This window comes from Anoxybacillus sp. ST70 (assembly GCF_019553625.1).
In the GTDB taxonomy this organism is placed as follows: Bacteria; Bacillota; Bacilli; order Bacillales; family Anoxybacillaceae; genus Anoxybacillus; species Anoxybacillus gonensis.
Window position 1 is genome coordinate 13,713 of the sequence record NZ_JAHZOF010000012.1, and the last position, 20,056, is coordinate 33,768.

General features: G+C 42.4%; 21 protein-coding genes and 1 other annotated feature. All 21 genes read left to right on the forward strand.

From position 1 onward, the window contains the following. Position 1: 1 nt before the first annotated feature. The 21 genes from K1I43_RS13475 to rplW all read left to right on the forward strand — a co-directional run bounded on the left by K1I43_RS13475 (position 2) and on the right by rplW (position 20,055). Positions 2–511 carry an NYN domain-containing protein gene (locus K1I43_RS13475; protein ID WP_009361480.1) on the forward strand — a complete coding sequence of 170 codons (510 nt, stop codon included), beginning with the start codon at positions 2–4 and terminating at the stop codon, positions 509–511. A gap of 67 nt (positions 512–578) precedes the next feature. Further along, on the forward strand, positions 579–1,229 hold the full coding sequence (gene sigH, locus K1I43_RS13480) for an RNA polymerase sporulation sigma factor SigH (protein WP_009361481.1): 651 nt from the start codon (positions 579–581) through the stop codon (positions 1,227–1,229). A gap of 63 nt (positions 1,230–1,292) precedes the next feature. After that, the gene (rpmG, locus tag K1I43_RS13485) at positions 1,293–1,442 is read left to right on the forward strand and encodes a 50S ribosomal protein L33 (RefSeq protein ID WP_019418666.1); all 150 of its coding nucleotides are present in this window, start codon (positions 1,293–1,295) and stop codon (positions 1,440–1,442) included. Between the two features lie 31 nt (positions 1,443–1,473). After that, the gene (secE, locus tag K1I43_RS13490; RefSeq protein ID WP_006322671.1) at positions 1,474–1,656 is read left to right on the forward strand and encodes a preprotein translocase subunit SecE; all 183 of its coding nucleotides are present in this window, start codon (positions 1,474–1,476) and stop codon (positions 1,654–1,656) included. A 118-nt stretch (positions 1,657–1,774) separates the two neighbouring features. Continuing rightward, positions 1,775–2,308 (forward strand): transcription termination/antitermination protein NusG, encoded by a 534-nt coding sequence (nusG, locus tag K1I43_RS13495; protein ID WP_019418665.1) that lies wholly within the window; start codon positions 1,775–1,777, stop codon positions 2,306–2,308. Between the two features lie 151 nt (positions 2,309–2,459). Further along, positions 2,460–2,885: a 50S ribosomal protein L11 gene (gene rplK / locus K1I43_RS13500; RefSeq protein WP_003397643.1), complete on the forward strand. Its 426-nt coding sequence runs from the start codon at positions 2,460–2,462 to the stop codon at positions 2,883–2,885. A 104-nt stretch (positions 2,886–2,989) separates the two neighbouring features. Continuing rightward, a complete protein-coding gene (gene rplA / locus K1I43_RS13505; protein WP_009361482.1) occupies positions 2,990–3,691 on the forward strand; it encodes a 50S ribosomal protein L1 in 702 nt (233 codons plus the stop codon). A 51-nt stretch (positions 3,692–3,742) separates the two neighbouring features. Continuing rightward, positions 3,743–3,888, forward strand: a sequence feature (ribosomal protein L10 leader region). A gap of 42 nt (positions 3,889–3,930) precedes the next feature. Beyond that, entirely contained in the window at positions 3,931–4,431 is a 501-nt protein-coding gene (rplJ, locus tag K1I43_RS13510) for a 50S ribosomal protein L10 (protein WP_009361483.1), read from the forward strand. A 45-nt stretch (positions 4,432–4,476) separates the two neighbouring features. Beyond that, a complete protein-coding gene (rplL, locus tag K1I43_RS13515; protein WP_003397647.1) occupies positions 4,477–4,842 on the forward strand; it encodes a 50S ribosomal protein L7/L12 in 366 nt (121 codons plus the stop codon). Between the two features lie 87 nt (positions 4,843–4,929). Continuing rightward, positions 4,930–5,529 (forward strand): class I SAM-dependent methyltransferase, encoded by a 600-nt coding sequence (locus tag K1I43_RS13520; RefSeq protein ID WP_026011876.1) that lies wholly within the window; start codon positions 4,930–4,932, stop codon positions 5,527–5,529. A gap of 207 nt (positions 5,530–5,736) precedes the next feature. Then, positions 5,737–9,297: a DNA-directed RNA polymerase subunit beta gene (gene rpoB, locus K1I43_RS13525; RefSeq protein ID WP_009361485.1), complete on the forward strand. Its 3,561-nt coding sequence runs from the start codon at positions 5,737–5,739 to the stop codon at positions 9,295–9,297. A gap of 50 nt (positions 9,298–9,347) precedes the next feature. Further along, positions 9,348–12,947: a DNA-directed RNA polymerase subunit beta' gene (gene rpoC / locus K1I43_RS13530; protein ID WP_019418661.1), complete on the forward strand. Its 3,600-nt coding sequence runs from the start codon at positions 9,348–9,350 to the stop codon at positions 12,945–12,947. Between the two features lie 125 nt (positions 12,948–13,072). Continuing rightward, the gene (locus K1I43_RS13535; RefSeq protein WP_009361487.1) at positions 13,073–13,321 is read left to right on the forward strand and encodes a 50S ribosomal protein L7ae-like protein; all 249 of its coding nucleotides are present in this window, start codon (positions 13,073–13,075) and stop codon (positions 13,319–13,321) included. Positions 13,322–13,423: 102 nt separating this feature from the next. Further along, positions 13,424–13,846, forward strand: coding sequence for a 30S ribosomal protein S12 (rpsL, locus tag K1I43_RS13540; RefSeq protein WP_003397652.1), 423 nt, complete (start codon positions 13,424–13,426; stop codon positions 13,844–13,846). Between the two features lie 44 nt (positions 13,847–13,890). After that, positions 13,891–14,361, forward strand: a complete 471-nt coding sequence (gene rpsG / locus K1I43_RS13545; RefSeq protein WP_003397653.1) for a 30S ribosomal protein S7 — start codon at positions 13,891–13,893, stop codon at positions 14,359–14,361. 134 nt (positions 14,362–14,495) lie between these two features. Next, the gene (gene fusA, locus K1I43_RS13550) at positions 14,496–16,574 is read left to right on the forward strand and encodes an elongation factor G (RefSeq protein WP_009361488.1); all 2,079 of its coding nucleotides are present in this window, start codon (positions 14,496–14,498) and stop codon (positions 16,572–16,574) included. Between the two features lie 119 nt (positions 16,575–16,693). After that, the gene (gene tuf, locus K1I43_RS13555; RefSeq protein ID WP_003397655.1) at positions 16,694–17,881 is read left to right on the forward strand and encodes an elongation factor Tu; all 1,188 of its coding nucleotides are present in this window, start codon (positions 16,694–16,696) and stop codon (positions 17,879–17,881) included. Between the two features lie 277 nt (positions 17,882–18,158). Next, positions 18,159–18,467 (forward strand): 30S ribosomal protein S10, encoded by a 309-nt coding sequence (gene rpsJ, locus K1I43_RS13560; RefSeq protein WP_009361489.1) that lies wholly within the window; start codon positions 18,159–18,161, stop codon positions 18,465–18,467. A 23-nt stretch (positions 18,468–18,490) separates the two neighbouring features. Continuing rightward, positions 18,491–19,117 carry a 50S ribosomal protein L3 gene (gene rplC / locus K1I43_RS13565; RefSeq protein ID WP_009361490.1) on the forward strand — a complete coding sequence of 209 codons (627 nt, stop codon included), beginning with the start codon at positions 18,491–18,493 and terminating at the stop codon, positions 19,115–19,117. A 27-nt stretch (positions 19,118–19,144) separates the two neighbouring features. Beyond that, a complete protein-coding gene (gene rplD, locus K1I43_RS13570) occupies positions 19,145–19,768 on the forward strand; it encodes a 50S ribosomal protein L4 (RefSeq protein ID WP_009361491.1) in 624 nt (207 codons plus the stop codon). Further along, positions 19,768–20,055, forward strand: coding sequence for a 50S ribosomal protein L23 (gene rplW, locus K1I43_RS13575; RefSeq protein WP_009361492.1), 288 nt, complete (start codon positions 19,768–19,770; stop codon positions 20,053–20,055). The genes rplD and rplW overlap by 1 nt, the downstream gene beginning before the upstream one ends. Position 20,056: the final 1 nt, after the last annotated feature.

Sequence of the window (20,056 nt, forward strand, 5' to 3'; positions counted from 1 at the left end):
GATGGATATTTTAATCGTTGATGGCTACAACATCATCGGTGCTTGGCCGGAATTGCGAGAACTACGCGATGCAGATTTAGCTTTGGCGCGCGATCGACTTGTCGAGAGAATGGCGGAGTATCAAGCATTTACCGGCTGTAAAGTGATTATTGTTTTTGACGCACACCTCGTACAAGGAACAACAAAAAAATATGTCGATCATCAAGTAGAAGTCATTTTTACAAAAGAAAATGAAACAGCAGATGAACATATTGAGAAATTGGCGAAGTCGCTCCAAAAAGTTCGGACGAAAGTATACGTGGCTACATCAGATTATACAGAACAATGGGCGATTTTTGGTCAAGGGGCGTTGCGCAAATCAGCACGAGAGCTACTCATTGAGGTGGATGCGGTGCAGCGAAATATTTCAAGCAACGTCAAGCATATTCAACAAAAAAAGCCGATGTCAAAAATTCCTCTGACGGATGAAGTCGCAAAAATTTTCGAAAAATGGCGAAGAGGGGAAAAATGAACGATTGACCCTGTAAAAAAATGTACTGTATAATACTTTTATCCATGTGCAGGGCGGGGGGATCGGCGTGAGCGCAAATGCAAATGAAAAACAACAAAGCCGTTATGAACAACTAGAAGATGAAACGATTGTAGAACTTGTGCATCAAGGTGATAGTGAGGCGCTTGATTATTTAATTCATAAGTACAAAAATTTTGTCCGAGCGAAAGCACGTTCATATTTTTTAGTCGGTGCAGATCGCGAAGATATTGTACAAGAAGGAATGATCGGATTATATAAAGCGATCCGAGATTTTAAAGAAGATAAGCAGTCGTCGTTTAAGGCGTTTGCCGAGCTGTGCATTACGAGACAAATGATTACAGCGATAAAAATGGCTACGCGCCAAAAACATATTCCGCTTAATTGCTATGTTTCATTGGACAAGCCGATTTACGAAGATGATTCTGCCCGTACATTAATGGACGTTCTTTCGGGAACGAAAATAACAAATCCTGAAGAGTTAATCATTAATCGCGAAGAGTTCGATCATATTGAAGAAAAAATGACTGAACTGCTTAGCGATTTAGAACGGAAAGTGCTCCTTCTTTATTTGGAAGGTCGATCATATCAAGAAATTTCTGAAGAACTCAATCGCCATGTGAAATCGATTGACAACGCATTGCAACGCGTAAAACGTAAACTCGAAAAGTATGTAGAAATTCAAGGGATTCGTTTATAATATTGACATAAAAAAATATTGTGTGATACAGTTTTTAAGACGTAGTATATCGGAGGAAAACGTATGCGCAAAAAAGTAATTTTAGCGTGCAGCCAATGTTTAAACAGAAATTATTCAACGATGAAAAATATGGCGCAACACCATGAACGACTCGAAATAAAGAAGTTTTGCAAAACATGCAATGCGCATACGATTCACCGTGAAACGAAGTAGTTGATGATCCCGAGACGTTGGAGGGTTTTATATGCAACGAGTAACGAAATTTTTCCGCGAAGTTGTTCGCGAAATGAAAAAAGTCAGCTGGCCGAAACGAAAAGAACTAGTGAATTATACGATTACTGTTTTAGCGACAGTTGCATTTTTCACTGTATTTTTTGCAGTTGTTGATTTAGGAATTTCAGAGTTAGTTCGTTTTATACTTGAATAGCACTAGTATATCCATGGTATAATGAAAGATAACAAACAGAAATAAAGCCCGGTAACGGGTTTTTATTTTGCCTAAAAAAGATTTGTTTAGGGAGGGAAGGACGGTATCGTCCCAGCTAATGGAAAAGAATTGGTATGTTATTCATACGTATTCAGGTTATGAGAATAAAGTAAAAACGAACTTAGAAAAGCGCGTTGAGTCAATGGGCATGCAAGATAAAATCTTTCGTGTCGTCGTGCCTGAAGAAGAAGAAACAGATACAAAGGGCGGCAAAAAGAAAGTTGTTAAAAAGAAAGTATTCCCGGGCTATGTGCTTGTAGAAATGATTATGACGGACGATTCTTGGTACGTTGTCCGCAATACGCCAGGGGTAACAGGATTCGTTGGTTCAGCTGGCGCTGGATCAAAACCGACCCCGCTTCTCGAAGAAGAAGTTTCGGCAATTTTAAAACGAATGGGTGTCGATTTAATTGAGTTGGATTTTGATTTTGAATTAAATGAAGCGGTTCGCATTAAAGAAGGTCCGTTTGCGAATTTTGTTGGAACGATTCAAGAAATTGAGATCGATAAGCAAAAAGTAACCGTGCTCGTTGACATGTTCGGACGTGAAACGCCGGTAGAACTTGACTTTTCGCAAATCGAAAAAATATAATAGTAAACAACTTGCAAATAGGAAAGAAAAGTGATAATATTTTAAGGTCAGTATGTCTCAATCATTGAGACGAATGCGATGATTGTTTTCATATATGGAGTGGGAGGGAACATCCCTAATACCACATCACGGACTTAAGGAGGTGTGTCTCGTGGCTAAAAAAGTAATTAAAGTTGTCAAATTGCAAATTCCTGCAGGGAAAGCGAATCCAGCACCACCAGTCGGTCCAGCATTAGGTCAAGCTGGTGTTAACATCATGGGATTCTGTAAAGAATTCAACGCTCGTACAGCTGATCAAGCAGGTTTAATTATTCCTGTTGAAATTACGGTATATGAAGACCGTTCATTTACATTTATTACGAAAACTCCACCTGCTGCTGTATTACTTAAGAAAGCGGCTGGTATCGAGTCTGGTTCTGGTGAGCCAAACCGTAATAAAGTGGCAACAGTAAAGCGCGACAAAGTGCGCGAGATTGCTGAAACAAAAATGCCAGACTTAAACGCGGCGAGCATTGAAGCAGCTATGCGCATGATCGAAGGAACAGCGCGCAGCATGGGTATCGTCATCGAAGACTAATGAAGATCTGGCTAGAGAAGGTTGCGGAAGCGAACTATATAGTTTTCGCAACCTTTATTCGTGGGAGGTCTTTCCGTTAAAACCACAAAAGGAGGAAATAAAAAATGCCAAAAAGAGGAAAACGCTACTTAGAGGCAGCGAAATTAATTGATCGCTCAAAAGCATATAATGTGCAAGAAGCAATTGAATTAGTGAAAAAGACGAATGTTGCAAAATTTGACGCAACAGTAGAAGTTGCTTTCCGTTTAGGAGTTGATCCGAAGAAAGCAGACCAACAAATCCGTGGAGCGGTTGTATTGCCACACGGCACAGGTAAAGTTCGTCGTGTGCTAGTGCTTGCGAAAGGTGAAAAAGCGAAAGAAGCTGAAGCAGCTGGCGCAGACTATGTTGGCGATACAGATTACATCAACAAAATTCAACAAGGTTGGTTTGAGTTTGATGTCATCGTCGCAACTCCTGATATGATGGGTGAAGTTGGTAAGATCGGTCGTATTTTAGGACCAAAAGGATTAATGCCAAACCCTAAAACAGGAACAGTTACATTTGATGTGGCGAAAGCAGTCAACGAAATTAAAGCTGGTAAAGTAGAATATCGCGTTGACAAAGCTGGAAACATCCATGTGCCAATCGGTAAAGTGTCATTTGATACAGAAAAATTAGTAGAAAACTTCACAACAATTTACGAAACAATCTTGAAAGTGAAGCCAGCAGCGGCGAAGGGCACATACGTGAAAAACGTAACAGTTGCTTCGACAATGGGTCCTGGCGTGAAAGTGGATCCTTCTACTGTTGCTGTTGCGCGCTAATATAGATCTTGACTTTTTAGAAACGCTTTAGTACAATATTCATTGTTTGAAAAGCGAATATCATTTGTACCGTAGACAGTAGGTGCCTCAAGCAGGCTTAATTTCCTACCGAGGTGTTGAAACTGATAAATAAGTGCATACGTGCACTTTCAGGGGCCTCCATGTCTACGTTGACATGGAGGTTTTTCATTGGACGGTATAAGTGGTGTTGAAACTCAACTTCTACAGGAGGTGTTGACATGAGCAGCGTACTTGAACAAAAGCAGCAGTTAGTAGCGGAGATTGCTGAAAAGCTTCGTGCGAGCAAATCAACGATCATCGTTGATTACCGTGGCTTAAATGTCGCGCAAGTTACAGAACTTCGTAAGCAACTTCGTGAAGCAGGGATCGAGTTCAAAGTGTACAAAAACACATTAACTCGCCGTGCTGTTGCTGAGTTAGGTTTAGAAGGTTTAGATGAAACGTTAACAGGTCCGAATGCGATCGCATTCAGCAATGATGATGTCGTTGCTCCTGCGAAAATTTTAAACGAATTCGCGAAAAAGAACGACGCGTTAAAAATTAAAGCAGGTATCATCGAAGGTAACGTAGCGACATTTGAAGAAGTTAAGGCGCTTGCAGAGCTTCCATCTCGCGAAGGCTTGCTCTCTATGTTGCTTAGCGTTCTTCAAGCACCAATCCGCAACTTTGCTCTTGTTACAAAAGCAGTTGCTGAGAAAAAAGAAGAACAAGGTGCTTAATTTCCAAATTGCCTAAAATTAAAACATTAAGGAGGAAGATCGATCATGACTAAAGAACAAATCATTGAAGCGGTTAAAAATATGACTGTTTTAGAATTAAACGACTTAGTAAAAGCAATTGAAGAAGAATTTGGTGTAACTGCTGCTGCTCCTGTAGTAGTTGCTGGCGGTGCTGCTGCTGGTGCTGCTGCTGAAGAAAAAACTGAATTTGACGTTATCCTTGCAGATGGCGGCGCACAAAAAATCAAAGTTATCAAAGTTGTGCGTGAACTTACTGGTCTTGGCTTAAAAGAAGCAAAAGACTTAGTAGACAACACTCCAAAGCCAGTTAAAGAAGGCGTTTCTAAAGAAGAAGCTGAAGAAATCAAAGCGAAACTTGAAGAAGCTGGCGCGAAAGTTGAAATTAAGTAATGATGTAAAGAGGCTCGCTCGTAGTAGCGAGCTTCTTTGTGTTTTTATGTGCGTTCGTTTACAATGAAGGAAAGAGAGGTGAAAACGATGGGTGATCACTACTATACTGAACGGCCGACTGTAGAAAGTAAGCCGTTTCAATGGACGTATATGTTGCGGGGTCATCAGTTTTTGTTTACGGTCGATCAAGGTGTATTTTCAAAAAAAGAAGTGGACTTCGGTTCGCGATTGCTAATTGAAACATTTGTTGAACCGAATGTGCCAGGAAATATTCTCGATGTAGGTTGTGGATACGGACCGATCGGTTTGGCGTTAGCAAAAGATTTTCCGCATCGAACGGTGCATATGATTGATGTAAATGAGCGAGCAATCGAACTAGCGAAGAAAAACAAGCAGCAAAACGATATTGAAAATGCGCGAATTTACATAAGTGATTTATTTCAGCGAGTAGAAGAAACGTTTGCTGCAATTGTGACAAACCCGCCGATTCGTGCTGGGAAAGCAGTCGTTCATTCGATTTTTGAACAAAGTGCAAACTACTTGCTTTCTGGCGGACAGTTATGGGTTGTCATTCAAAAGAAGCAAGGGGCTCCATCTGCATTAGAAAAGTTAAAAACGATTTTTGATGAAGTTGATGTTGTGGAAAAGAAAAAAGGTTACTTTATTATTCGAGCACAAAAAGCTTGACGCTCAATTTTGTGTATGGTACCATTATAAAATGCTAAATGTGTATTTTTTTTAGTTTACGTATGCTGTGTATGTATGTATAATTTTAGTTTTAAAGGAAAAACTTATAAAATATATAATAGGTCAAACATGTGGTTTTCTTATAAGAAACCATTTCTTTTTTGTCTGATGACAAGTTATTAATGTTTGATTTGAGGGGTGAATCAGTTGACAGGTCAACTAGTTCAATACGGACGACACCGCCAACGAAGAAGTTATGCGCGCATTAGTGAAGTGTTGGAGTTACCGAACTTAATCGAAATTCAAACTTCTTCTTACCAGTGGTTTCTCGACGAAGGATTGCGTGAAATGTTCCAAGATATTTCACCGATCGAAGATTTTACAGGAAATTTGTCACTAGAATTTATTGATTACAGCTTAGGAGAGCCGAAGTACTCTGTAGAAGAGTCAAAAGAACGCGATGTTACATACGCAGCACCGCTTCGGGTGAAAGTACGCCTAATCAATAAAGAAACAGGTGAAGTAAAAGAGCAAGATGTATTTATGGGAGACTTCCCATTAATGACAGAAACGGGTACGTTCATTATTAATGGTGCTGAACGTGTTATCGTTTCTCAGCTTGTTCGTTCACCGAGCGTTTATTACAGCGGAAAAGTAGATAAAAACGGAAAACGTGGCTTTACAGCTACTGTTATTCCGAACCGTGGTGCATGGCTTGAATACGAAACAGATGCAAAAGACGTTGTTTACGTTCGCATTGATCGTACGCGTAAGTTGCCTGTAACCGTGTTATTACGAGCGTTAGGTTTTGGCTCGGACCAAGAGATTGTCGATTTACTTGGTGATAATGAGTATATTCGTAATACGTTAGAAAAAGACAATACAGAAAGTACAGAAAAAGCGTTGCTTGAAATTTATGAACGGTTACGTCCAGGGGAGCCGCCTACCGTTGAAAACGCAAAAAGCTTGCTTATCTCTCGTTTCTTCGATCCAAAACGATATGATTTAGCAAGTGTTGGTCGTTATAAAATTAACAAAAAGCTCCATATTAAAAACCGTTTATTTGGTCAACGTTTAGCGGAAACGCTCGTTCATCCGGAAACGGGTGAAGTGATTGCTGAGAAAGGAACCGTTCTTGATCGAAGAACGCTCGACCGCATTTTACCTGAGCTTGAAAAAGGAATTGGTATGCGCAAATACCAACCGCTTGGGGGCGTTGTCGAAGATGAATTTGCTTTGCAAGCAATCAAAATTTATGCTCCAAACGATCCAGATGGCGAAAAAGTCATCACGGTCATTAGTAATGGATATATTCCAGAAACGGTAAAACATATTACACCTGCAGATATTATTGCATCTATTAGCTACTTCTTTAACTTATTGCATGGAGTCGGTGATACAGACGATATCGACCATTTAGGAAATCGTCGACTTCGTTCTGTTGGCGAGTTGCTGCAAAATCAATTCCGAATCGGACTTTCGCGCATGGAGCGCGTCGTTCGTGAACGGATGTCCATTCAAGATACAAACACAATTACACCACAGCAACTCATTAATATTCGCCCAGTCATTGCGGCTATTAAAGAGTTTTTCGGAAGCTCGCAGTTATCGCAATTCATGGACCAAACAAACCCACTTGCAGAATTGACACATAAACGTCGTCTTTCTGCCCTTGGTCCAGGTGGTTTAACGCGTGAACGTGCAGGCTTTGAAGTGCGTGACGTTCACTACTCGCACTATGGACGCATGTGTCCGATTGAAACGCCAGAAGGTCCGAACATCGGATTAATTAACTCGCTTTCCACATATGCGAAAGTGAATAAATTTGGTTTTATTGAAACTCCTTATCGCCGAGTCGATCCTGAAACAGGGAAAGTAACGAATCAAATTGACTATTTAACGGCGGATGAGGAAGATAATTACGTCGTTGCCCAAGCGAACGTTCCGATTGCGGAAGATGGAACATTTTTAGAAGAAAACGTTGTTGCTCGCTTCCGTGGTGAAAATATCGTTGTTAAGCGCGATCGTGTGGATTATGTAGACGTTTCTCCAAAACAAGTTGTGTCGGTAGCGACAGCGTGCATTCCGTTTTTAGAAAACGATGACTCAAACCGTGCGCTTATGGGTGCGAACATGCAACGTCAAGCTGTTCCGCTTATGCAGCCGGAGGCGCCAATCGTTGGTACAGGAATGGAGTATGTCGCAGCAAAAGATTCTGGAGCAGCGGTTATTTGTAAACATCGCGGAATCGTTGAGCGAGTTGAAGCGAAAGAAATTTGGGTGCGCCGTTTAATCGAAGTCGATGGAAAAGAAGTCAAAGGTGACTTAGATAAATATCGTCTGTTGAAGTTTGTTCGTTCAAACCAAGGAACGTGCTACAACCAACGCCCGATTGTTAAAGCAGGAGATATCGTGGAGAAGGGTGAGATTTTAGCTGACGGTCCATCGATGGAAAAAGGTGAATTAGCGCTTGGTCGCAACGTGCTTGTTGCGTTTATGACATGGGATGGATACAACTACGAAGACGCGATTATTATGAGCGAGCGTCTCGTTAAAGACGATGTATATACGTCTATTCATATTGAGGAATACGAATCTGAAGCGCGCGATACGAAGCTCGGTCCAGAAGAAATTACGCGCGATATTCCAAACGTCGGTGAAGATGCGCTTCGCAATCTAGATGAACGCGGAATTGTACGCATCGGTGCAGAAGTAAAAGATGGCGACTTGCTCGTTGGAAAAGTAACACCAAAAGGGGTTACGGAATTAACAGCTGAAGAACGGTTACTTCATGCGATTTTCGGAGAGAAGGCGCGTGAAGTTCGAGATACGTCTTTACGCGTACCGCACGGTGGAGGCGGAATCGTTCTTGATGTTAAAGTGTTTACTCGCGAAGATGGCGATGAGTTGCCACCGGGCGTGAATCAGCTTGTTCGTGTGTACATTGTACAAAAACGGAAAATTTCTGAAGGTGACAAAATGGCAGGTCGCCACGGAAATAAAGGTGTTATTTCGCGCATTTTACCTGAAGAAGATATGCCGTTTTTACCAGATGGTACACCGGTTGATATCATGTTAAACCCGCTAGGCGTACCTTCGCGTATGAATATCGGGCAAGTGCTCGAATTGCATCTCGGAATGGCGGCGAGAAAGCTAGGCCTTCATGTCGCTTCACCTGTATTTGACGGTGCTCGCGAAGAAGATGTATGGGCAACGTTAGAAGAGGCAGGAATGGCGCGCGATGCGAAAACAGTTTTATATGACGGACGGACAGGAGAGCCGTTTGATAATCGTGTTTCTGTCGGTATTATGTATATGATTAAGCTCGCGCACATGGTTGACGATAAGTTACATGCTCGCTCGACAGGTCCATATTCACTTGTTACGCAACAACCGCTCGGTGGAAAAGCGCAGTTTGGTGGTCAGCGTTTCGGTGAGATGGAAGTATGGGCGCTTGAGGCATACGGTGCAGCTTACACGTTGCAAGAAATTTTAACTGTCAAATCAGACGACGTCGTTGGTCGTGTGAAAACGTACGAAGCGATCGTGAAAGGTGAAAACGTTCCAGAACCAGGCGTTCCTGAATCTTTCAAAGTATTAATTAAAGAGCTGCAAAGCTTAGGTATGGACGTAACAGTATTATCAAGCGATGAAAAAGAAATTAGCATGGAAAACTTCGGGGAAGATGATGACGTGCAACCAGTTGACATCATCCCACCTACAGATGAGTCAGCCAAAGAAGATGAAGGCGTTGTTGTAAAAGAATAGCGTTTGGACATAAGGGTAAAACCTGGGATATTAAAAGGGAGGTAGGCCCCTTGTTAGATGTAAATAAGTTTGAATATATGAAGATCGGACTCGCTTCACCCGAGAAAATTCGTTCTTGGTCGTATGGTGAAGTTAAAAAACCAGAAACGATTAACTATCGAACATTAAAACCTGAAAAAGATGGTCTGTTTTGCGAACGCATTTTTGGTCCGACAAAAGACTGGGAATGTCATTGCGGAAAATATAAGCGCGTTCGTTATAAAGGTGTCGTTTGTGACCGATGCGGTGTTGAAGTGACACGTGCAAAAGTTCGCCGTGAGCGCATGGGTCATATTGAACTAGCAGCCCCTGTTTCACATATTTGGTACTTTAAAGGAATTCCTAGCCGCATGGGACTTGTCTTAGACATGTCCCCTCGTGCGCTAGAAGAAGTCATTTACTTTGCATCTTACGTCGTGACCGATCCAGGCGATACGCCATTAGAAAAGAAACAATTGCTTTCTGAAAAAGAGTATCGTGCATATCGCGAGAAGTACGGAAATTCATTCCAAGCTTCAATGGGTGCAGAGGCAATTAAAAAACTGTTACAAGATATCGATCTTGAAAAAGAAGTAGAGACGTTAAAAGAAGAGCTAAAAACAGCACAAGGACAACGTCGTGCTCGCACGATTAAACGTCTCGAAGTGCTCGAAGCGTTCCGTAACTCTGGTAACGACCCATCGTGGATGGTGTTAGATGTGCTTCCGGTTATTCCGCCGGAGTTGCGCCCGATGGTACAGTTAGATGGCGGACGTTTTGCGACATCTGACTTAAACGACTTATATCGTCGAGTCATTAACCGGAACAACCGTTTAAAGCGTCTATTAGACCTTGGAGCGCCGAACATTATTGTTCAAAACGAAAAACGAATGCTTCAAGAAGCGGTTGATGCGCTAATTGATAACGGTCGTCGTGGCCGCCCGGTCACAGGACCAGGAAACCGTCCGCTTAAATCGCTTTCTCATATGTTAAAAGGAAAGCAAGGTCGTTTCCGTCAAAACTTGCTCGGTAAGCGCGTTGACTATTCTGGTCGTTCGGTAATCGTTGTCGGCCCGAACTTAAAAATGTATCAATGCGGCTTGCCAAAAGAAATGGCGCTTGAATTGTTTAAGCCGTTTGTTATGAAAGAATTAGTAGAACGTGGCTTAGCGCACAACATTAAAAGCGCGAAGCGGAAAATTGAGCGCGTTCACCCAGAAGTTTGGGATGTTTTAGAGTCTGTCATTAAAGAACATCCAGTGCTATTAAACCGTGCACCAACGCTTCACCGTCTTGGTATTCAAGCGTTTGAGCCGACGCTTGTAGAAGGTCGTGCAATCCGCTTGCATCCGCTTGTATGTACTGCTTATAACGCAGACTTTGACGGCGACCAAATGGCTGTGCACGTACCGCTTTCGGCAGAGGCACAAGCTGAGGCACGTCTACTTATGCTTGCGGCGCAAAATATTTTAAACCCGAAAGACGGAAAACCAGTTGTTACTCCTTCGCAAGACATGGTTTTAGGAAACTACTATTTAACGATGGAACGTGAAGGTGCAGTCGGCGAAGGAATGGTGTTTAAAGATACGGATGAGGCGTTGCTGGCTTACCATAACGGTTATGTTCATCTGCATACACGTATTGCGGTTCATGCAGGTTCGCTGAAAAACGAAACGTTTACAGAAGAACAAAATAATAAGTTGCTTGTAACGACTGTCGGAAAGTTAATCTTCAATGAAATTTTGCCGAAGTCATTCCCATATATTAATGAACCGACGCAAGAAAACATTGAAGAACGAACACCAGATAAATATTTCCTTGATAAAGGTGTGAACGTGAAAGAAGAAATTCGCAAACGCGAACTCGTTCCGCCGTTTAAGAAGAAAATTCTTGGTAACATCATTGCGGAAGTATTTAAACGTTTCAAAATTACAGAAACGTCTAAAATGCTTGACCGTATGAAAGATCTTGGCTTTAAATACTCAACAAAAGCAGGTATCACCATCGGTGTAGCTGATATTGTCGTCTTGCCGGAAAAACAAGAAATTTTAGAAGAAGCGCAAGCGAAAGTTGATACGGTATTAAAACAATTTAGACGCGGTTTAATTACGGATGAAGAGCGTTATGAACGTGTCATTTCGATTTGGAGTGCGGCAAAAGATAAAATTCAAGGCCGCTTAATGGAGTCGCTTGATAAGCGAAATCCAATTTTCATGATGAGTGACTCGGGAGCCCGTGGTAACGCATCGAACTTTACGCAGCTTGCAGGTATGCGCGGATTAATGGCGAACCCAGCAGGGCGTATTATCGAGCTTCCAATTAAATCTTCGTTCCGTGAAGGATTAACGGTACTTGAGTACTTTATTTCGACTCACGGGGCGCGTAAAGGTCTTGCCGATACGGCGTTAAAAACCGCTGACTCTGGTTATTTAACACGTCGTCTCGTTGACGTTGCACAAGATGTCATTATTCGTGAAGACGATTGCGGCACAGACCGCGGTACGTTAATTCGTGCGTTAAAAGACGGTACAGAAGTGATTGTGAAACTTGAAGAGCGTCTCGTTGGACGTTACGCACGCAAAACGGTGAAACATCCGGAAACAGGCGAAGTGCTTGTGCGTGAAAACGAAATGATTACAGAAGATATCGCAAATGCTATTGTAAAAGCTGGCATTGAAGAAGTGTGGATTCGTTCGGCATTTACATGTAACACACGTCATGGTGTATGTAAAAAATGTTACGGACGCAACTTAGCAACTGGTGCGGAAGTTGAAGTTGGTGAAGCGGTTGGTATTATCGCGGCACAATCGATCGGTGAGCCAGGTACACAGCTGACAATGCGTACGTTCCATACAGGTGGGGTAGCAGGAGACGATATTACACAAGGTTTACCGCGCGTACAAGAATTGTTTGAGGCGCGTAATCCGAAAGGGCAAGCGGTCATTTCAGAAATTGATGGCGTTGTTGTGGCTATTAATGAAACGCGTGATCGTCAACGTGAGCTCGTCATTCAAGGCGAAGTCGAGACACGTACGTATACAGCCCCTTATAGCGCACGTCTCAAAGTACAAGAAGGACAGAAAGTTGAACGTGGTCAAGAACTAACAGAAGGTTCGATCGACCCGAAAGAACTATTGAGAGTCAAAGATATGAATGCTGTTCAAGAGTACTTGTTGCGTGAAGTGCAAAAAGTATACCGCATGCAAGGGGTAGAAATTAGCGATAAACATATCGAAGTTATGGTTCGCCAAATGCTTCGAAAAGTTCGCGTCATTGACGCAGGCGATACGGACTTATTACCTGGAACGTTGCTCGATATTCATCAATTTACGGATGCAAATGCGAAAGTGTTGATGGAAGGGAAACGTCCGGCAACAGCTCGCCCAGTATTACTCGGAATTACAAAAGCGTCGCTTGAAACAGACTCGTTCTTGTCTGCAGCATCATTCCAAGAAACGACACGCGTCTTAACAGATGCAGCGATCAAAGGAAAACGCGACGAATTGCTTGGATTAAAAGAAAACGTCATTATTGGTAAACTTGTGCCGGCAGGAACAGGAATGGCACGCTATCGCAAAGTAAAACCAGTTATTAAAACGAAAAAAGATGAAGATGCTGTTACAACAAAATAATGCTCAACCTATTGCTAGCAAATGACGCTAGCAATAGGTTAAAAAAATATAGTTGACACAGCTCTTAGAAAGTGATAGCATAATAAAGGTGTTCCGAAAACCTGTCACTTTGGAGGATATGTTACATGTCTTATGAAAAAGTCGCACAGGCTAAACAAATTATTGTAGGAACAAAACAAACAGTACGAGCTCTGAAAGATGGAAAGGTACATGAACTTGTGATCGCAGAAGATGCGGATAAAGCGATCATTGACAAAGTGATGGAAGCTGCGAATGTAGCGAATGTGCCTGTTTATAAAGTGGACTCGATGAAAAAGCTCGGGAAAGCATGCAAAATCGATGTAGGAGCAGCGGCTGTTGCGATCATTCGTTAAAAACTGTTTTTGTGGGTTTACTACAAAAACTTTGTTTTTGCATAAAAATGAGCCACCTGGATGTGTGGGCTTGAATTTAATTGTGAAGGGAGGAAATTTACCATGCCTACAATTAACCAGCTTGTACGCAAAGGTCGTACAAAAAAGGTAGTGAAATCTAAATCACCTGCGTTAAATAAAGGGTATAACAGCTTCAAAAAAGTTCAAACAACTGTTTACTCTCCGCAAAAACGTGGAGTATGTACACGTGTAGGTACAATGACACCAAAGAAGCCAAACTCTGCGCTTCGTAAATATGCCCGTGTACGTTTATCTAACGGTATCGAGGTAACAGCTTACATCCCAGGTATCGGTCATAACTTACAAGAACACAGCGTTGTATTAATTCGCGGTGGACGTGTAAAAGACTTACCAGGGGTACGTTACCACATCGTTCGCGGTGCTTTAGATACTGCAGGTGTAGCGAACCGTATGCAAGGTCGTTCGAAATACGGTGCGAAAAAACCAAAAGCAGCTAAGAAATAACATGTATCATTTTTCGCTGATTTTTACTGAAAGGAGGAAAAACTATGCCACGTAAAGGTCCGGTTCCTAAACGAGATGTGTTACCAGATCCAATTTACAATTCAAAGCTAGTTACACGTTTAATCAATAAAATTATGATTGACGGTAAAAGAGGTAAAGCGCAAAAAATTCTTTACACAGCGTTCGATATCATTCGTGAGCGCACAGGTAAAGATCCAATGGAAGTGTTTGAGCAAGCGTTGAAAAACGTTATGCCAGTTCTTGAAGTTCGCGCGCGCCGTGTTGGTGGTGCAAACTATCAAGTTCCTGTTGAGGTGCGCCCAGAGCGCCGTACAACATTAGGTCTTCGTTGGCTCGTTAACTACGCTCGTCTTCGTGGAGAAAAAACGATGGAAGAGCGTTTAGCGAACGAAATCATGGATGCTGCAAATAACACAGGTGCAGCTGTGAAGAAACGCGAAGATACACACAAAATGGCAGAAGCAAACAAAGCGTTTGCACACTATCGTTGGTAATTTTTTCGTTAAATTAAGAATAGGTGAGAGCGATGCGGTTGAAAATAAAAAAGCATGCCCATCGCTCATTCGCCTATATTCCTATATGCAAATAAAATTACGATACTTCATTTAAGGAAGGAGAAAAAATCCATATGGCAAGACAGTTCTCCTTGGAAAACACTCGCAATATTGGAATCATGGCCCATATTGACGCCGGTAAAACAACAACGACAGAGCGTATCCTTTTCTACACAGGACGCGTTCATAAAATCGGTGAAGTTCATGAGGGCGCAGCAACGATGGACTGGATGGAGCAAGAACAAGAACGCGGAATTACAATTACATCTGCGGCGACAACTGCTCAATGGAAAGGCCATCGTATTAACATCATCGATACACCTGGACACGTCGACTTCACGGTAGAAGTTGAGCGTTCATTGCGTGTATTAGACGGTGCAGTCGCGGTATTAGACGCACAATCAGGCGTAGAGCCGCAAACAGAAACAGTATGGCGCCAAGCGACTACATACGGCGTTCCACGTATCGTTTTCGTTAACAAAATGGACAAGATTGGCGCGGATTTCTTATACTCTGTTAACACGCTTCATGATCGTTTACAAGCGAATGCGCACCCTGTTCAATTACCGATTGGAGCAGAAGATCAATTCACAGGTATCATCGACCTTGTTGAAATGTGCGCATATCATTATCACGATGAATTAGGAAAAAATATCGAGCGCATCGAGATTCCTGAAGACTATCGTGATATGGCAGAAGAATACCGCGGTAAGTTAATCGAAGCGGTTGCAGAACTTGATGAAGAATTAATGATGAAGTATTTAGAAGGGGAAGAAATTACGAAAGAAGAATTAAAAGCTGCCATTCGTAAAGCGACAGTTTCTGTTCAATTCTTCCCTGTATTCTGTGGTTCTGCATTCAAAAACAAAGGTGTTCAATTAATGCTTGACGGAGTTGTTGACTACTTACCATCTCCAGTCGACATTCCTGCGATCAAAGGAACTGTTCCTGATACAGAAGAAGAAACAGTTCGTGAAGCGCGTGACGATGCTCCATTTGCAGCGTTAGCGTTCAAAATTATGACAGACCCTTACGTTGGTAAGTTGACGTTCTTCCGCGTGTACTCAGGTACATTAAACTCTGGTTCTTACGTGTTGAACTCAACAAAACGTAAGCGTGAACGTATCGGTCGTATTCTACAAATGCACGCAAACCACCGCGAAGAGATTGCACAAGTTTATGCGGGTGACATTGCGGCAGCTGTAGGTTTAAAAGATACAACAACTGGTGATACTTTGTGTGATGAAAAAGACCCAGTAATCTTGGAGTCTATGCAATTCCCAGAACCAGTTATTCAAATCGCGATCGAACCGAAGTCAAAAGCTGACCAAGACAAGATGAGCACAGCGTTACAAAAACTTCAAGAAGAAGACCCAACATTCCGTGCGTGGACAGACCAAGAAACAGGTCAAACAATCATCGCAGGTATGGGTGAGCTTCACCTTGATATTATCGTTGACCGTATGCGTCGCGAATTCAAAGTCGAAGCAAACGTTGGTGCTCCGCAAGTTGCGTACCGTGAAACATTCCGTAAGTCTGCACAAGTTGAAGGTAAATTTGTGCGCCAGTCTGGTGGTCGCGGTCAATACGGTCACGTTTGGATCGAGTTCTCGCCAAACGAAGAAGGAAAAGGCTTCGAATTCGAAAATGCGATCGTCGGTGGGGTTGTTCCGAGAGAATACATCCCTGCAATCCAAGCAGGTCTTGAAGATGCGATGCAAAACGGTGTCCTTGCTGGATATCCAGTTGTCGACATTAAAGCGAAGCTATTCGACGGTTCTTACCACGATGTTGACTCAAGCGAAATGGCGTTCAAAATCGCTGCTTCAATGGCGTTGAAAAACGCAGCAGCAAAATGTGACCCTGTATTGCTTGAGCCAATCATGAAAGTAGAAGTCATCGTCCCTGAAGAATATTTAGGTGACATCATGGGTGACATCACTTCTCGTCGCGGTCGCGTCGAAGGTATGGAAGCTCGCGGTAACGCACAAGTTGTTCGCGCGATGGTTCCACTTTCTGAAATGTTTGGATACGCAACTTCATTGCGTTCAAATACACAAGGTCGCGGAACGTTCACAATGGTATTTGACCATTATGAAGAAGTTCCGAAGAGCATTGCTGAGGAAATCATCAAAAAAAATAAAGGTGAATAATTGATTTTCTAGCATTGTTCAAGTATAAATACTTATGTAAGACTTGGAAGTGGACGTGCTGTGCACTTTCACTTCCGAGCATTCTATACTTATAAAAAAACACTAAGGAGGATATTATAATGGCTAAAGCGAAATTCGAACGCACGAAACCACACGTCAACATTGGTACAATCGGCCACGTTGACCACGGTAAAACAACTTTAACAGCTGCAATCACAACAGTTCTTGCGAAACAAGGTAAAGCAGAAGCACGCGCGTATGATCAAATCGACGCTGCTCCAGAAGAGCGCGAGCGCGGAATTACAATCTCAACTGCACACGTTGAGTATGAAACTGACAACCGTCACTATGCACACGTTGACTGCCCAGGTCACGCTGACTACGTGAAAAACATGATCACAGGTGCTGCGCAAATGGACGGCGCGATCCTTGTTGTATCTGCTGCTGACGGTCCAATGCCACAAACTCGTGAGCACATTCTTCTTTCTCGCCAAGTAGGCGTACCTTACATCGTTGTATTCTTAAACAAATGCGACATGGTAGACGACGAAGAGCTTTTAGAGCTTGTTGAAATGGAAGTTCGTGATCTATTATCTGAATACGACTTCCCTGGAGACGAAGTTCCTGTAATTAAAGGTTCTGCGTTAAAAGCACTTGAGGGAGATCCAGCTTGGGAAGCAAAAATCATCGAGCTTATGAACGCTGTTGATGAGTACATCCCAACTCCACAACGTGAAGTTGACAAACCATTCATGATGCCAGTTGAGGACGTATTCTCAATCACTGGTCGTGGTACAGTTGCTACAGGTCGCGTTGAGCGCGGTATCTTAAAAGTTGGTGACCAAGTAGAAATCATCGGTCTTTCTGAAGAGCCAAAAGCAACAACTGTTACAGGTGTTGAAATGTTCCGTAAGCTTCTTGACCAAGCTGAAGCTGGTGACAACATCGGTGCGCTTCTTCGCGGTGTTTCTCGTGACGAAGTACAACGCGGTCAAGTATTAGCGAAACCAGGAACAATCACTCCACACACAAAATTTAAAGCACAAGTTTACGTATTAACAAAAGAAGAAGGTGGACGCCATACTCCATTCTTCTCTAACTACCGTCCACAATTCTACTTCCGTACAACGGACGTAACAGGTATCATCCAACTTCCAGAAGGCGTTGAGATGGTTATGCCTGGCGACAACATCGAAATGACAGTAGAATTAATCGCTCCAATCGCGATCGAAGAAGGTACAAAATTCTCGATCCGCGAAGGTGGACGTACAGTAGGTGCAGGTTCTGTATCTGAAATCATCGAGTAATGGATGAAAGTGGTCTAGCGATAAGCTAGACCACTTATTTTTTTGTTCCATTGAAAATTAGTTGTGAAATATGTATAATGGGAAAGGCAGTTTGTTGAGAAAAGAAATAAAAAGCTTGCATTGGCCATGAAATTTATATATAATAATAAACGTTGGTCTTTGACTGCGATGAAGTGGAAGGTTGCTGACACACCCGGCCGCTTTGCCATGGCGAGTGTGAAGGGAATTTCCATGGAGAATGTCTATTTTAAAAATAGGCGAAGAAGGAGGGAAAATAATGGCAAAAGAAAAAATTCGTATTCGTTTAAAAGCGTATGATCATCGAATTCTTGATCAATCTGCTGAAAAAATTGTGGAAACTGCAAAGCGTTCAGGCGCAACTGTATCTGGACCGATTCCGTTACCAACTGAAAGAACGGTGTACACGATCTTACGTGCGGTTCATAAATACAAAGATTCTCGTGAACAGTTCGAAATGCGCACACATAAACGCTTAATTGACATCGTCAATCCGACTCCACAAACAGTAGATTCTTTAATGCGTTTAGACTTACCGTCTGGTGTCGATATTGAAATCAAGTTGTAATTGCGATATAGGAGGTGTGAAAGATGAAAGGAATCTTAGGAAGAAAAATCGGCATGACTCAAGTGTTCGCTGAAAACGGAGATCTTATTCCTGTAACGGTCATTCAAGCTACTCCAAACGTAGTTCTTCAAAAGAAAACAGTTGAAAACGACGGTTACGAAGCGATTCAATTAGGTTTCGAAGATTTGCGTGAGAAGTTAGCGAACAAGCCTCAAAAAGGTCATGCTGCGAAGGCAAACACCACACCTAAGCGCTTCATTCGTGAAATTCGTGGTGTGAATCTTGCAGAATATGAAGTAGGTCAAGAAGTGAAAGTGGACATTTTCAACGAAGGTGAAATCGTTGACGTAACAGGTACGTCAAAAGGTAAAGGTTTCCAAGGTGTAATTAAGCGCCATGGACAATCTCGTGGACCAATGGCTCACGGTTCTCGTTACCATCGTCGTCCTGGTTCAATGGGTCCAATCGCTCCAAACCGTGTATTTAAATCAAAAGAACTTCCAGGTCGCATGGGTGGCGAGCGTGTAACAGTACAAAACTTAAAAGTTGTGAAAGTAGATCCAGAACGCAACTTAATCTTAATTAAAGGAAACGTACCAGGTCCAAACAAAGGGCTTGTTATTATTAAAAGCGCGGTTAAAGCGAAATAATTTCTTTAAGAAAGGAGGAAATACCCAATGCCAAAAGTAGCATTGTATAACCAAAACGGAGAAAACATCGGCGAAATCGAATTAAACGATGCCGTATTTGGTATTGAACCGAACAAACATGTGTTATTTGAAGCGGTAATTATGCAACGTGCTTCCTTACGTCAAGGAACTCATAAAACAAAAAATCGTGCAGAAGTAAGCGGCGGTGGCCGTAAACCATGGCGTCAAAAAGGTACTGGACGCGCTCGTCAAGGATCGATCCGTTCTCCACAATGGCGTGGCGGTGGTATTGTATTCGGTCCAGTTCCGCGCAGCTACAGCTACAAACTTCCGAAAAAAGTTCGTCGCTTAGCAATTAAATCAGCATTATCTTCAAAGGTGCTTGAAAACAACATCGTTGTATTAGATAACTTAACGCTTGAAGCACCAAAAACAAAAGAAATGGTTAAAATCTTAAACAACCTTTCTGTTGATCGCAAAGCGTTAATTGTAACAGCAGATGCGAATGAGAACGTAATTCTTTCAGCTCGCAACATTCCAGGAGTAACAGTTGTGACAGTAAGCGGAATTAACGTTCTTGATGTACTCAACCACGACAAGCTTGTCATTACGAAAGCTGCTGTGGAAAAAGTAGAGGAGGTGCTTGCATAATGAAAGATCCTCGCGATATTATTAAGCGCCCCGTCATTACTGAACGTTCAACAGAGTTAATGGCTGAGAAAAAATATACGTTCGAAGTTGATGTGAAAGCGAACAAAACAGAAGTAAAAGACGCGATCGAAGCGATCTTCGGCGTGAAAGTAGCGAAGGTCAACATTATGAACTATAAAGGAAAGTTCAAACGTGTTGGTCGTTATAGCGGATTAACAAACCGCCGCCGCAAAGCGATTGTTACGTTAACGCCAGACAGCAAAGAAATCGAACTATTTGAAGTATAAG